This window comes from Aquimarina intermedia (assembly GCF_008124785.1).
GTDB lineage: Bacteria > Bacteroidota > Bacteroidia > Flavobacteriales > Flavobacteriaceae > Aquimarina > Aquimarina intermedia.
Genome location: NZ_VNHU01000001.1, coordinates 28,493 through 43,675 on the forward strand (window position 1 = coordinate 28,493; position 15,183 = coordinate 43,675).

Consider the following 15,183-nt stretch of genomic DNA (forward strand, 5'->3'; position numbering starts at 1 on the left):
TGAATCTAATTAATCATATGATAATTAATTTGAGACTATCAAATTCAATTATGTAATGTATTTATTGATTCTTCCCAGTTTAATAGCTTTGGCTCAAAAAACTCAATTATTTTTTTCTTGCTCAATACACTATAAGCTGGTCGTTTTGCAAAAGTAGGATAATTATCTGTGCTTTTAAGGGTGATTAAGCCTAATTGATTGTTCTTTTTTAAGATTTCTTTAGCAAAATCAAACCAAGTAGCCTCTCCTAAGTTGCTAAAATGATAGACCCCATACTCCATAACGTCTTTCACAATTAGATATAATATAAAGTCCGCTAAATCATTGGCATTCGTTGGCGTTCCTGTTTCTGCAGTTGTTATTGTTAGCTCTTTTACAGTTTTTGATTTATCCAGAATGGTTTTATAAAAATTTTTACCATGTTGAGAATATAACCATGATGTTCTAACTATAAAAAAATCAGTTAATGCTTCTTGAATATACTGCTCGCCTATCAACTTAGATTTTCCATAAACATTAATAGGGTTGGGAACATCAGTTTCAGTATATGGATGACCCTTCGTACCATCAAAAACATAATCTGTCGATATATGAATCAGCTTGCTATTTTGTGCTTTACAAAGCATAGCAAGCTTTTTTACACCTTCTGCGTTAATCAGAAAGGCTTTATCCGGCTCTGTTTCTGCTTGATCTACATTCGTATATGCAGCACAATTAACTATGTATTCAAATCTTTTATTTGAAAAAAAACTATTCAAGGACTCATCATTTGTGATGTCCAGCTCTTTTGATGAGGCAAAAATCAGCTCATACGTTTCAAATTTACTTCTAATATCATAGATACATTGGCCTAATTGCCCGTTAGCCCCTGTTACAAGTATTTTTTTTGTCGTATTACCCATATGCTTCTACCTGATCAAAGGTTGGTAAAATCTTATCCTTATCAGAAAGCTTGATTTCATTAGTGGGTACCTTCCAGTCAATATTCAAGGTAGTATCGTTGTACAGTATACCAGACTCTGCTGATCTTTGATAATAGTTATCACATTTATAAGCAAAAATAGCTTGCTTACTTAAGGTTACAAAACCATGAGCAAACCCACGGGGAACAAATAATTGTTTATTATTTTTATCATTGAGAACAATGGAGATATGCTTACCAAATGTTTTGGATCCTTTTCTTATATCAACAGCAACGTCCAATACCTCTCCTTTGATAACACGGACTAGTTTTGCTTGGGCAAATTCTTCCGTTTGAAAGTGTAACCCTCTTAGTACACCAAATGAAGATAAAGATTGATTGTCCTGAACAAAATTTGTTGATATCCCGGTACTTATTTCGAATACACTTTGATTAAAACTCTCGAAAAACGCGCCTCTATCATCAGCAAAAACAGTTGGTTTTAAAATAACACAACCCTCTAATGCTGTTTTCTCAATTTCCATACATTATAATTGTTTTAAATACTGTCCGTAACCACTTTTAAGTAATGGCTCAGCCAATTTATGCAATTGCTTTTTATTAATATATCCCCGTCTGTACGCTATTTCTTCTATAGCCCCAATTTTTAAGCCTTGACGCTTTTCAATCACCTGAACAAATTGCGAGGCTTGCATCAGAGAATCAAATGTACCCGTATCTAACCATGCTGTACCTTTATCCAAGATCGTGACATGTAAATTACTTTCCTGAAGATATGCATTGTTAATATCAGTAATCTCCAATTCTCCTCTTTTACTAGGTCTAATATTTTTCGCCTTTTCAATTACCGAATTATCATAAAAATAAATCCCGGGAACAGCATAATTTGACTTGGGAGTCACCGGTTTTTCTTCTATAGAAATCGCTTTTCCATCCGAATTGAAAGAAACTACACCATAACGTTGGGGATCCTGAACATGATAGGCATAGATAATTCCGCCATCAGGGTCATTGTTCTCCTCTAAAAGCTTATCGAGACCTGATCCGTAAAAAATATTATCCCCTAATATAAGCGCCACTTTATCGTTGCCTATAAATGATTCTCCAATAATAAAGGCTTCTGCTAACCCATTGGGATTCTCTTGAACGGCATATTCAAATCTACAGCCATAACGCTGGCCGTCACCTAACAATTTTTGAAATAAGGGTAAATCTTGCGGAGTAGAAATTATAAGTATTTCGTTAATTCCGGAAGCCATTAAGGTAGCTAACGGATAGTAAATCATCGGTTTATCATAAATAGGCATCAACTGTTTACTCACTGATAATGTCAACGGATGGAGCCGCGTGCCTGAGCCTCCAGCTAAAATAATACCTTTCATTACTAAAACTATTTGAAAATTATCTATTAGTATACTTTTCGAGATACCATCGGACTGTTTTCTCTATTCCCGATTCAAAATTTTCTAATGCTTTCCAGCCTAGATCATTTTCTATCTTAGAAGCATCAATCGCGTACCTAAAATCATGTCCCGGTCTATCTGTAACATATGTTATTAGATCCTTGTATGATATTGCGTTTTCTCTAGGTCGAAGCGTATCCAAAATCTCACAAATTTTATTTGCTATATATAGATTCTCTCGTTCATTATTTCCTCCAATTACATAAGTTTCACCAAGAGTTCCCTTATGTAATGCCAGCTCAATCCCTCTGCAATGATCCTCAACGAACAACCAATCTCTAATGTTTTTGCCATCTCCATAGATAGGTATCTGTTCTTCAGTCAATGCTTTTCTTATAATAGTAGGTATCAATTTTTCATCATGTTGTCTTGGTCCATAGTTATTCGAACAATTTGTTGTGACTACAGGTAATCCATAGGTATGGAAATAACTTCGTGCCAACATATCTGCCGATGCTTTAGATGCACTGTATGGACTGTTTGGGGCATATGCAGTGTTTTCAGTAAAAAAACCTTCTTCACCTAAAGAACCATATACCTCATCAGTTGAAATATGAACAAAGCGAGCGTTTTCTAACCCTGATTTTAACCTATTTGGTTCTGACATCCAATACTTATAAGCTACCTGAAGTAAAACATAAGTCCCTACAATATTTGTATCAATAAATGCTCTGGGATTCTCAATTGAGTTATCCACATGCGATTCTGCTGCAAAATGAATTACCGTATCAATTTCATGTTTTGTGAATATTTCTTCTACTAATTCGTAATTGCAAATATCTCCCTGAACAAAATGATACTCAGTCTCACTGCTATCAACAAGTTCGACATTTGACAACTCGGCTGCATAGGTTAGCTTATCAAGGTTTATCAGCCTATCCCTACCATCTTGCTTAGCTATATAGTTAATATAATTTGATCCTATAAAACCTGCGCCGCCTGTTATTAAAATTGATCTTTTCAAGATATATGTTTAGTCGGGTTGATTTGCAAAATTATTCATCCTTTCAAAAAGAAACTTTAGGAAATATACACCAATGACTATACCACAAAGCACAAAGGGAAGTAGAAAAAGAACTCGCTTATCTAAACTCTTTTTTTGCTGAATGATATCTCCGTAATTTACAGTGGCAAAAACTTGCTCTCCAAGCAGAATCCTTCTTTCCAGATCACTAATGTTTTCTAACAACTCTTCTTTCTGCTCCAGTAATGATGCCACGGTAACCGCCTTACCTTCTTCAGCAACCACTACAGTTTGCTGATTAGTGTGTTGAGATGAAGTATTGTTCAAAGCTTTTAAATACTCATTAACAAATGTCAAGGAAGCTTCACTTTGTGAAAGATGATTTTTATACTGCCTAATTTTTAAGTTGGCTACCTCCTTAAAATAGGTATTGGACTTAAAGTAATCAAGCACTGTGCTAGAAAATTTCTCATTCAAACTACCGGCAGATTTAAAAACAAAAGTCAATCGATGGTATTTATAAAATTCCAAATACCTGTCTTCTTGCAAATCTTCCTCATCGTACGCCTCCATAATCTCTTTGAAGAAATCTTTACCATTATATCGCTCTTGTAGGTGATCCAGCACTGCTGTAGCTTGCACAACGGGTTCTAATGTAATTTCTTTTATATTTTCTACCTGCTCTATTGTAATGCCGATTTTTTTGAGATTCTCTTCGTCCTTTACTACATTCTCTTTAAAATCCTCAATAAAATCATACAAAAACTTAGTTGATTCATAGTTCGGCTCTAAAACTATTTGCTGTACATATTCAAATTTTGTCTCTCCATAATTATCGATAAAATATCCTGCAACCGCACCCACAACAAATAAACTAATAAGCAAGATCGCTTTTTTCTTAAAAAACAGAAGCATTTGTATAAACAATCGAATCACACGTTTAAAAAACGTTCCGATCATTTTAAACAACTGACCTAAGTCAATTTCATCATTTGATTGTGTTTGATTCATAGCCTATTTTTGTGTAAATATTTGTTCTATTATTTTCTCTGTTATCAAGTAGGTCGGTTTTACTCCGGAGGTTCCTAACCCTCCTGATGCTAAAGTACTTCCAGTTTCTAAAGGGTTGTCTGAGGCATAATACGCATAGCGCACTTTTACTTTTTCATTGATACTTCCTCGTAGTTTTGAAGCTGATTGAATAGCTTTTTGATAATGGGCACCTTCCATCTCTAATCCAATAACATTCCATGTGGATTCGTGAAAGAATTTCAGTATATCTCTGTTCTGCAACGAGGTTCCTAATACCGTAATCATCGTGCCATCAAAAACATTGATTCCTTTACCTTCTAAATCTTCTTTTTTCAAGCCATTTTTGAAAGGATAGTTATCTGCTGTTCCTTCAAAAATATGTGCTGACGGAATCATGATATCTCCTTTGCCTCCTTCTAAGATTCCTGCTTTACCCATAATGGAAACAGATCGAACATCCAGATAGCTTTTTGTTTCGTCAGCAGCAACATAAGGCTTCAACAGCTCATCCATCGTTTCGTATGCCTGTTCACCAAAGGCATAGTCCATAACTATAATTACCGGTAAGTCACCCGCTTTTTTCTCACCAAGTAATGGTTGTAAAGCTTCTCCGTCATATTTTGCAATATCAAAAATCTGCACATTGATGTTAGCACCACTCTGATCTTCAATATAGGTCATTCCCTTTTGCAACGCAAGCTTTTCTACTTTACCACGAAGCTTATCATTTTTTGCATCACTCAAGAGCTCATACACCTGAAGACTAGTTTTATTTTTCGATTCGGTTTTTAAGGCTACCGAGGCGTATAGTGAATTCATTACACTATGCATATTAGCACTAATCACATGAATCGGGCGATCTAAGAGTTTTAAGTCCTTTAGCTTATCTTTAATAGTAGTCGCCCATAACTCTCCATGTATATGGTGGCCCAGACGTTCTCTCAATACGGGACTAAAGGTTACTATTCTTTTATTATCATGAATGGATTCTTCGATCGCTAATTTACCCAACCAATATATAATGTGCAAAAATCGTTCTTTATTTTCTGCACAGGAAAAATTATGATATATTGAGGAAACCTCTGCAAAAGTTCTTCCTAAGATGTTGGCCGTGTGCGTAAGAGCTACTTCTCGTTCTGCTTTTGTAAGTTCTTTGGTCGATAAAACGGCATTTTCCAGTTTTTGCCAGTCACGGGTTACATTACCTTCTTCATTGATCACCACCCGTTTCATGATCTTATGAGATTCTATAAACATGAACGTAAGATGCGTAAGGATATCATAAATCTCTGAGCGTCCGCGTGTGATCTCAATATTCATCTGTTCCTCATCAATCCGATAACAGTTACGACGCCTTTTTGGCGGAACTATTGGTTTAAAATGAGAGTTTTTATATCCTTCATCGCTTGTCAGGTTGATATAACGACATTCTTCAATTCCTAAAGGCAATCTGTCAATTACATACAAAAGCCCACTTAGTTCAACTTTTTCTTCTGCAATGGATCCGTAGATTTCAGGACGCAACGTGAGCAGTCCTTCTCGTAATGTATCTCCCGAGATACCCATAGGCTTATAAAAACCTCTATTGAATAGATGCCGCATCGTTATATACATGCGTTCTATAGCTCCTGAGCTTTCTTGAGCTCTCGTTCTCCCTTGTAGTTTAAGATTTGCCATATAGTTTTCCGAACAAAGATATAATTTATTTAGCGATCATACCGCTAAGGACATCAGCGATTTTACGATCGTTGGATAATCGTGGTAACTTGTTTTGTCCTCCCAGTTTGCCAATTGATTTCATATATTCATTAAAACCATCTTTGGGCATTACTCTAATTTGAAGGCGTCGTAACATCTTACCCCTAATTAAATCATCATAGTAACTGTTCTGAGATCGCAATTCACTATCGATAGCCTCTGCTAGTTCCTCAATATCATCAGGTTCTTCTTGAAACTCTATAAACCATTCGTGATAAGGTATGGATTCGTCAGTTGGATTAATCTGTGGTGCTACCGTAAATTCCTTGACCATCATCCCGGTTTTATCTGCACCGACCTGTAATGCAATTTCAACTTCTTTTCCAATGACATGTTCTCCGAACGCTGAAATAAAATGTTTTATTCTACCTGAAACAAGCACTCGATAAGGTTTAGTGCTTGTAAACATAATTGTGTCCCCAATATTGTAGCTCCATAAGCCAGCATTAGTAGACACAAGCATCACATAATTAACATCGGTTACTACCTCTCCAATAGTCAAGCGTTGAGGGTCTTCATTAAAAAACTCATCTGCTTTTATAAACTCGTAAAACATGCCTGAGTTTAATTGCAGTAACATTCCGTTCGCATTTTGCTTATCTTGAAAAGCAAAAAACCCTTCAGAAGCTGGATATAGTTCAATACTTGGAACCTTTCGCCCAATTAACTTCTCGAATGTAGCACGATACGGTTCATAATTTACGCCGCCGTAGATAAACAACTCAAAGTTAGGGAAGAGTTCCCCTATTGTTTTTTGCGATTTGTCGCTTAACCGCTCAAAGTACATTTGTACCCACGGCGGTATCCCGCTGATAACCGTCATATTCTCATGAATGGTTTCTGCTACAATAGCTTCTACTTTATCCTCCCAATCTTCGATACAGTTGGTTTCCCAACTTGGCATTCTGTTTTTCTGAAGATATTTTGGAACATAATGAGCAACTATGCCTGATAAGCGGCCCAAATTAATGCCGTTTTTTTCGGAAAGTTCTGGACTTCCTTGCAAAAAAATCATCTTTCCGTTTACGAAATCCGTTCTGCCGCTTTCTGCTATATAACAAAGGATCGCATTACGAGCCGCATTGATATGTGTGGGTATGGATTCTTTGGTTAAGGGTATATATTTTACACCACTGGTAGTTCCTGATGTTTTTGCAAAATACAGTGGTTTACCAGGCCAAACTACATCTTTTTCACCTGATACCACACGATCCATATACGGTCGTAATTGTTCGTAATCTCTTGCGGGAACATTCTTAACAAAATCCTGATGGGTAGTGATGTTACTAAAATTATGATCTCTCCCAAACGCGGTAGATTCTGCTGCACGAATCAACTCCCAAAACACTTTCTCCTGAGTCTTTATGGGGTTATTCGACCATCGGTCAATTTTTTTCTTTACGTATGCGGCAAAAAATTTTGCTCCTAATGACTTGATTGACATACCTTAGTATTCAAAATCTATAAACTTGGTTGGATCATTGGGTAATCCATCATTCCATAATTCAAAATGTAAGTGAGGGCCGGTTGAAAACTCACCTGTCGATCCGGCAATGGCTATAACCTCGCCTGGTCTTACCTGATCGCCTTGCCTTTTGTTAAGTGAGGCATTGTGTTTGTAAACGGTGACTAGACTACTGCCATGCTCTATAATAATGACGTGTCCTGTATCTGCTGTCCACTCAGCAAAAATTATAGTCCCTGCGGCTGCAGCTTTCACCGGCGTATCTTTTAATACGGCCACATCAACAGCATAATGTTTATCACTAGCATTGTAAGCCGCTGTAATCGTTCCTTTAACTGGCGGAAAAAGCGAAAAATTTATATCTTCTTTTCTTTCTTCAAAAACACTATATTTATCTTCCTGTGAGACTTCTTCTCTTAGCTTTATATCATCTTCTGAAGGTTCCAGGTTGATGTTCTCTATATCCAACTGTTGTGATTGAACTGCCGAATCTAAGTCGAAGGCAACTGTCTTGACATCCCCGGTTAATACTTTGCGGATGGAATTGTAGTATTCTTGATTTACTCGAATTACATTTTCTAATGAATCTGTGGTAGACACTAACTTAGACGCTTGTAAATTAAGACGTGTCGAAGAATATCCCGGGATATATTCTCTCAGTGGGGTAAAAGCAATCAAAATTATTGTTCCTGTAATTAAAACAATGGATGTAATTGTCACCAGAACAAAAACATTAAGTCTCGTTAGCTTAAACGATATACGTTCTTCAAAAGTATCTTCATTAAGAATAACCAAGCGATACTTATTAAGTAGCTTCTTTGCAATTCTTTTGGGTTCTTTTTTCTTTCTTGCCATATCTAATAAGCGCAAATATACATATTCTGCACATATGCTAAAACGTAATTGAAGTTTCAGAAAATTAAATTCAAACAACTTCTGTTATCAAGAATAACGGTTTTTATAAAATTCTAGTTTTCCTTATATCACAAAATACAAACAATACCAGCATTTTTAACACCTTAAAAGAGCTTTTTATTTATTTCTTACTAACTTTGCATTCTAATAGATTAGATCATGATAACATTAAGTATATTTTTAGGAATGATTGGTCCATGGCAAATCGCATTGATCGTCATCATCGTACTTTTATTATTTGGAGGTAAGAAGATTCCGGAATTAATGAGAGGTTTAGGAAGTGGAATCAAAGAATTTAAAGATGCTTCAAAAGAAGAAGAGGATCCTAAAATCGATGAAAAAAAATAGTGCATTTTTCAGCATACAAAAAAAATCCCAACAGTAATAGTTGGGATTTTTTTGTTTAATCTACTAGAGACAATTGAATTCGTTTACGCGCTGTATCCACCTCAACTACGGTTACCATAAGTTGTTGATTTAATTGTACTACAGCATTGACATCAGAGATGTATTCATTTGCAAGTTTAGAGATGTGAATCAAACCGCTCTCTTTAATACCAATATCCACAAAACATCCAAAATTCGTAATATTATTAACAATACCGGGTATTTTCATCCCTGTATGAACATCCTGGATTGTTTTAACCGTAGGATCAAATTCAAACACCGAAACTGTTTTGCGCGGATCTACGCCTGGTTTTTGCAGCTCTTTTATGATATCATTTAAAGTTGGTAGCCCCACCTCATCAGTTATATACTTAGATATATTAATCTTTTGTATCGCTGCTGTATTACCAATCATTTCTTGAACGGTAAGACCTGCATCTTTTGCCATTTGTTTTACCAAAGCATAACGTTCCGGATGTACAGAGGAATTATCCAAAGGGTGTTTTGAATTCGTTATTCGCAAGAAGGCTGCTGCCTGCTCAAACGCTTTCCCTCCTAGCCTCGGAATTTTTTTTAATTCTTGTCTTGAATTTACTGCTCCGTTTTCGAATCGGTATGTTACTATATTTTCGGCCAATTTATCTCCGATGCCGGATACATAGCTCAGCAAAGGAGCACTGGCTGTATTCACGTTAATACCCACCGTATTCACGCAGCTCATAACGACCGTATCCAATTCATTTTTTAATTTATTCTGATCCACATCATGCTGATACTGTCCGACGCCAATCGCTTTTGGATCAATCTTTACCAATTCTGCCAAAGGATCTGCCAATCGGCGACCTATAGAAACTGCACCCCGAACAGTTACATCATAATCTGGAAATTCTGATCTGGCAATTTTTGAGGCAGAATATACCGATGCACCACTTTCATTCACCATAAAGACTTGAACAGCGCGGTCAAATGGAATTTTTTTGATAAATGCTTCGGTCTCTCTTGCTGCCGTACCGTTACCAATAGCAATAGCCTCTATTTTATAAGCGTTCACCAATGATTTTATTTTCTTGATACTAAGCGTTGTATCTCGTTGTGGTGGGTGAGGGTAAATATTTTCATTGTGAAGTAAATCCCCTTTTTCATCCAGACAAACAACTTTGCATCCTGACTTAAAACCAGGATCTAAGGCTAAAATTCGTTTTTGTCCCAAAGGAGAAGCAAGCAGCAATTGTTTTAAGTTTTGTGCAAAAACATGGATCGCATCATTGTCAGCTTTTTCTTTAGCCTGCCCCAAGACTTCGGTAGCCATTGCAGGTGCAAGTAAGCGTTTATAGGCATCGCTACTTGCAATAAAGATATGATCTGTACATGCTTCAATGTTCGTTTTGATGCAATGACGATCTATAGCGTCTAAAGCATCACTTTCTGGCACTGTTATTTTAACGCGAACTATTTTTTCTTTTTCTGCCCTTAAGATTGCTAATAAACGGTGGGAAGGACACTTATGTAAAGGTTCTTCCCACTCAAAATATTGCTTATATTTTTGCGCTTCTTCGAGCTCTTTTTTACTTTTTATGACTGTAGCTGAAATAACAGCTTTTCGCTGATAAAGTCTGCGTAACGTACTGCGTATTCTCTCATCTTCATTGATCCATTCTGCGAGAATGTCTCTTGCACCCTGCAAGGCATCTTCGACAGTAGTAACCGTATCAGTAGTAAATTGCTGCGCTTTAAACTCAACTTCTTCTTCTACTTGTTTAAATATCAGATGCGCTAACGGTTCCAGACCGTTTTCTCTGGCTACGTCTGCTTTAGTTTTACGTTTCTTTTTATACGGAAGATACAAGTCTTCAAGAACGAGCAACGAATCTGCATTTTTAATTTTGACCTCAAGCGCTGTGGTAAGTGCCCCTTGCTCTTTTATGGTTGACAATATGCTTTCTTTACGCTTTTCTAAGGCTTCAAAAGCTGCTTTATATTTTACAATATCGGCGAGAATAACCTCGTCTAGATTACCTGTCATTTCTTTTCTATACCGAGCAATAAAAGGAATGGTGGCTCCTTCATCAAGGAGTTGTATGGTTTTGACCAGTTGATTTTCGGATACCGACAGTTCCTTTTTAATAAAAGAAAATACGTTCATTACATTATTTTGAGGTTAGCTTTTTTGAAATGGTGTATTACTGAATTTTTATCGATTTCATGATGGCTTCCAGTTCGAACATCTTGTCACGTTTACGAACCGACGGTGCAAAAACGAATCCTTCTAAAACCAATGTTCTATCATTGGCTTCATCTTCGATAATGTAGTTTACAAACGGTCCGGACATGAAACGGTCTTTGATTTCCCAAATACCTTTAGTTTCTAGAGCGAATTTACCATCCAAGGTGTTTTCAAACAGGTAAGGAGCATACGCCTTTTCTGTAATAAACTTTCCTGTAGCTGAGGTAGGAATGTTTAGAGCTCCAATAGAATCCCGCATCTTTATAATTTGAGAAACTGTGGTTGAATCTCTTGTAATAGCTTTTGCAGGCAACTCATACACCATAAGATTCATGCTCCCTTGTGGGATGTCCTTACGTATCCACATAAATTTATCTTCATCTTTTGCTATGCGATATGCAGAGGGAACTTTCATGGTTATCCCAAAATTATTTTTTAGCTGAGGGATTTTCTCAAGGGATTTTTTAATACGTTTTTGTTTTTCAACAGTCTCTACCTTTTTATAATCACTCACAATCTTGTCCACATTTTGACGAATCAGATTGACAATTTCTTCATCCGTAGTTCCGCTTATAACAGCGCCAACCTGCGGAGTGGCAAATTTGTTTTTTAGAATATTAATGCCATTTGTTGCCGTTTTCTCAATCTTCAAAAACGTTCGGTTCTTTCTTGCCATCCCGGAAAAAGCAACGGGTGGCATCTGTCGCATAGAAAATAAAGGTTCCTCCTGAGGTAATCCGGGAACTTCTGCACCAAAATATTTGCGTATAGAATCTCCAACGGCTCCTTTCCACAATTCATTATCCACAATTACCGAAAGTTCGTTGATGCGTCCAACCGAATGTGCCATTGCATCCTGACTGGTTGCTTTTGTTTTACTTTTTGACTCTGAACAACTGTAAAGCACGACAAGGCTCAACAGGGCTAACATTAAATTTCTCATGAAGGTTTACTTAGTGTTATGATTTTGAAAGCTTGAGTTTCATACCCGGCTTTATTCCAGTACCACTAATATCGTTCCAATTTTTAAGATTTTCTATAGTAACCCCTTTAAATTTTTGAGAGATGCTCCATAAAGTGTCCCCAGCCTGCACGGTATATTGTTTTGTTGACGTGCTTACGACAGTCGGTTTTTTTGAGGTTGCTGTTCTCGTAACTACGGGTTTTCTTGGGTAAATAGTTAAACGTTGCCCGATGCGCAGATTATTTGAGCGCATGCGATTCCATTTCTTAATCTGGCTAACTCGTACTCCGTATTTCCTGGCAATCCTACCCAGATAATCTCCGCTACGAACACGATAGCGGATTCGGTCATTTGCTTCAAAAAACTTCGGTAATGGTTTCTCTCGCTGATCAAATTCGGCTTTAGCGATTGTGTATAATTGCGTTTCATTAGCCACAAAATCTCCTACTTTATCCAAAGGTAATCTCAACACATAGTTCTCATCTTTTATAAAAGGTATAATATCGAGTTTATAAGAAGGGTTTAAGAACTGTAGCTCTTCGATATCGATATTCATTTTTTCTGACACCTGCTCCAAAGTGATCATTTGCTTAACTTTGATTGTATCTGTTTCAAAATATGCAAATTTTGGCCTTTTGGGTTGGAATCCATGCTTATCGGCATACTCAAAAATATACATAGTGGCCAAAAATGCAGGTAAATATCCCGCGGTCTCTCTAGGTAAATTATGGCGAATGTTCCAGTAATTTGTATACCCGCCACTACGTCGTATGGCTTTTGTAACATTTCCTGGCCCGGAATTGTAGGATGCCAAGGCTAAATCCCAATCTCCAAAGACACGATACAGACTTGCTAGATATTTACAAGCTGCTTTAGTCGCCATTAAAGGATCCATACGCTCATCTACATAGGAACTCACTTCTAAACCGAACATCTTACCGGTACCATACATAAACTGCCACAATCCTGTAGCACCAACACGGGACTTTGCTCTTGGTTTTAGCGCTGATTCGACAATAGCTAAGTACTTAATTTCTAAAGGAATATCATAATTATCTAATTCTTGCTCGAATAGTGGAAAGTAAAACTCGCTAAGCGCCATCAATCGATCAAGGTGTTCGTGACGATTTTTAAGATAGCTCTTTATCACACTCTCCAACGATGGATTGTATTCTACATTAAATGGGGTTCTGGCATTGAGCTCTGCCAATCTTGCTTTTAACGTATCGGTAGGCAAATCCACAAACTCTACAGGTTTGTAGTCCAGCGTGGTAACCGATTTGTATAAGCTGTCAAATAAATCAGAATTGTAAAGTTCTTGTTTCCAAATCGAATCCAGCTCAGCCAGTTTGGGGTGATCTCTGGCGACATCTATGACACTATCTTTGATACTTGTTAAGGTAATTGTAGTCGTTTCATGTTGAACCGTTTTTTTTACGATACTTAACGTATCTACAACTTGTACAGTATCTTTAGTGATTTGACCGATACTTATAGCTTGTTCGGTTTGTTTTGACTTCTTCTTGTTGCGCTTAGAAGCTCGTGTTTCTTTTTCTTGGGCTGATCCATGGACAACCATAATTAAAAGAAATACACGTATACTTACTCTAAAAAAACGACTCATTTTCATACTACATTTGGAAATTTGGTGTGATATTTTACGTTACTATACAGCTAGTAACTGCATAAGTGCTAAAATCGTATATTTTTTCCAAAAACAAAAAAATCCACTAGTTAAAAACCAAAAAAAACCAGTTTAAACAACTGGTTTTTAACTAATTCTATTTTTAATAGGTCTTTTCTTACGTTTAGAGCGGCTTTCTATTCTTCCATAGCTGCGATACCTGGCAGTGTTTTGCCTTCCAAGCTTTCTAACATAGCACCACCTCCAGTCGAGACATAACTTACCTCATCATCAAGTTCAAACTGTTTAACAGCAGCGACAGAATCTCCCCCTCCAACTAAAGAAAATGCTCCTTGCTCAGTTGCCTTAGCTATAGATTTTCCCAAAGCTATTGTTCCTTCTGCAAAATTTTCCATTTCAAAAACCCCCAAAGGTCCGTTCCAAAGGATCGTTTTGGATTTCATAAGTACGTCATGAAATATTTTGATGGTTTCGGGACCTACATCTAATCCTTGCCATCCATCCGGAATTTTATCTACTGCCACTACCTGCGTTTCTGCATCATTGCTAAAAGCATTTGCACCGAGAACATCAACCGGCAAGTGTACCTCAACACCCTTTGCTTCAGCTTTTTTAAGTATTGACAGTGCTAACTCTTGCTTATCGTCTTCACAAATAGAATCTCCGATGGCTCCTCCCTGAGCTTTGATAAAAGTATAGGTCATTCCCCCACCAATAATCAGGTGGTCAATTTTATCAAGGATGTTTTCTATGATGGTTATTTTTGATGATACCTTAGATCCTCCCAAAACAGCAGTGACAGGTTTTTCCCCTGTTTTCAAAACCTTTTCGATACTCTCTATTTCTTTTGCCAATAGGTTCCCAAAACACTTCTTATTCGGAAAAAATTCTGCAATAATTGCGGTTGATGCATGTGCACGGTGTGCGGTTCCAAACGCATCATTAACGTATATATCTCCCATTTTGGACAATTGTTCAGCAAACTTTCTGTCCCCTTCGGTTTCTTCTTTATGAAATCTTAAATTTTCTAATAACAACACTTCTCCAGGTTCCAAATCAGCAACCATTTTTTCAGCGTCTTCGCCTATACAGTTTTCAGAAAATTTTACCTGTACACCGATGCTATCAGATACCTTATCAGCAATATGTTTTAAGGAATATTCTTCCTGAACTCCTTTAGGTCTACCTAAATGAGACATTAAAACAGCGCTCCCGCCATCTTCCAAAACTTTAATAATAGTAGGTTTTGCTGCCTCTATTCTAGTGGCATCTGTTACCTCTTTATTTTCATTTAAAGGAACGTTGAAATCTACACGGATTAGTGCTTTTTTATTCTCAAAATTAAAGTCTTGTATCGTTTTCATTGTACGGTGGTTATTTGCAAACGAAAATAAAGGGATTAATCTAAAAAGTTATTAAAGAATTCAAAAAATTTACAGCAATC

The 15,183-nt window shown here is 36.9% G+C and carries 13 protein-coding genes; 1 reads left to right on the plus strand and 12 read right to left on the minus strand.

The window, feature by feature from the left end; all coding sequences use genetic code 11:
• Positions 1 to 44: 44 nt before the first annotated feature.
• Genes rfbD through BD809_RS00150 form a run of 8 tightly spaced genes read right to left on the minus strand, consistent with a single transcriptional unit; the run spans position 45 to position 8,459 of the window.
• A complete protein-coding gene (rfbD, locus tag BD809_RS00115; protein WP_148780923.1) occupies positions 45 to 902 on the minus strand; it encodes a dTDP-4-dehydrorhamnose reductase in 858 nt (285 codons plus the stop codon).
• Entirely contained in the window at positions 895 to 1,446 is a 552-nt protein-coding gene (gene rfbC, locus BD809_RS00120; protein ID WP_148780924.1) for a dTDP-4-dehydrorhamnose 3,5-epimerase, read from the minus strand. The genes rfbD and rfbC overlap by 8 nt, the downstream gene beginning before the upstream one ends.
• Positions 1,447 to 1,449: 3 nt before the next feature.
• Entirely contained in the window at positions 1,450 to 2,304 is an 855-nt protein-coding gene (gene rfbA, locus BD809_RS00125) for a glucose-1-phosphate thymidylyltransferase RfbA (protein WP_148780925.1), read from the minus strand.
• Positions 2,305 to 2,323: 19 nt separating this feature from the next.
• The gene (gene rfbB / locus BD809_RS00130; RefSeq protein WP_148780926.1) at positions 2,324 to 3,352 is read right to left on the minus strand and encodes a dTDP-glucose 4,6-dehydratase; all 1,029 of its coding nucleotides are present in this window, start codon (positions 3,350 to 3,352) and stop codon (positions 2,324 to 2,326) included.
• A gap of 6 nt (positions 3,353 to 3,358) precedes the next feature.
• Positions 3,359 to 4,360, minus strand: coding sequence for a hypothetical protein (locus BD809_RS00135; RefSeq protein ID WP_148780927.1), 1,002 nt, complete (start codon positions 4,358 to 4,360; stop codon positions 3,359 to 3,361).
• A gap of 3 nt (positions 4,361 to 4,363) precedes the next feature.
• Complete coding sequence (locus BD809_RS00140; RefSeq protein ID WP_148780928.1) at positions 4,364 to 6,058, minus strand: DUF6909 family protein; 1,695 nt, start codon at positions 6,056 to 6,058, stop codon at positions 4,364 to 4,366.
• 25 nt (positions 6,059 to 6,083) lie between these two features.
• On the minus strand, positions 6,084 to 7,583 hold the full coding sequence (locus tag BD809_RS00145) for a GH3 auxin-responsive promoter family protein (protein ID WP_148780929.1): 1,500 nt from the start codon (positions 7,581 to 7,583) through the stop codon (positions 6,084 to 6,086).
• Positions 7,584 to 7,586: 3 nt separating this feature from the next.
• A complete protein-coding gene (locus BD809_RS00150) occupies positions 7,587 to 8,459 on the minus strand; it encodes a M23 family metallopeptidase (protein WP_148780930.1) in 873 nt (290 codons plus the stop codon).
• A gap of 219 nt (positions 8,460 to 8,678) precedes the next feature.
• Here BD809_RS00150 and BD809_RS00155 point away from each other — a divergent pair, with 219 nt between their 5' ends.
• Positions 8,679 to 8,867, plus strand: a complete 189-nt coding sequence (locus BD809_RS00155; protein WP_148780931.1) for a Sec-independent protein translocase subunit TatA/TatB — start codon at positions 8,679 to 8,681, stop codon at positions 8,865 to 8,867.
• 55 nt (positions 8,868 to 8,922) lie between these two features.
• Here the strand turns inward: BD809_RS00155 and BD809_RS00160 are convergent, their stop codons facing one another.
• From BD809_RS00160 to BD809_RS00175, 4 genes are all read right to left on the minus strand, one after another.
• The gene (locus tag BD809_RS00160; protein ID WP_148780932.1) at positions 8,923 to 11,049 is read right to left on the minus strand and encodes a Tex family protein; all 2,127 of its coding nucleotides are present in this window, start codon (positions 11,047 to 11,049) and stop codon (positions 8,923 to 8,925) included.
• 37 nt (positions 11,050 to 11,086) lie between these two features.
• Positions 11,087 to 12,073 (minus strand): DUF4837 family protein, encoded by a 987-nt coding sequence (locus BD809_RS00165; RefSeq protein ID WP_148780933.1) that lies wholly within the window; start codon positions 12,071 to 12,073, stop codon positions 11,087 to 11,089.
• Between the two features lie 16 nt (positions 12,074 to 12,089).
• Positions 12,090 to 13,718 carry a lytic transglycosylase domain-containing protein gene (locus BD809_RS00170; RefSeq protein ID WP_246131381.1) on the minus strand — a complete coding sequence of 543 codons (1,629 nt, stop codon included), beginning with the start codon at positions 13,716 to 13,718 and terminating at the stop codon, positions 12,090 to 12,092.
• Between the two features lie 197 nt (positions 13,719 to 13,915).
• Positions 13,916 to 15,103 carry a phosphoglycerate kinase gene (locus tag BD809_RS00175; RefSeq protein ID WP_148780934.1) on the minus strand — a complete coding sequence of 396 codons (1,188 nt, stop codon included), beginning with the start codon at positions 15,101 to 15,103 and terminating at the stop codon, positions 13,916 to 13,918.
• Positions 15,104 to 15,183 lie beyond the last annotated feature (80 nt).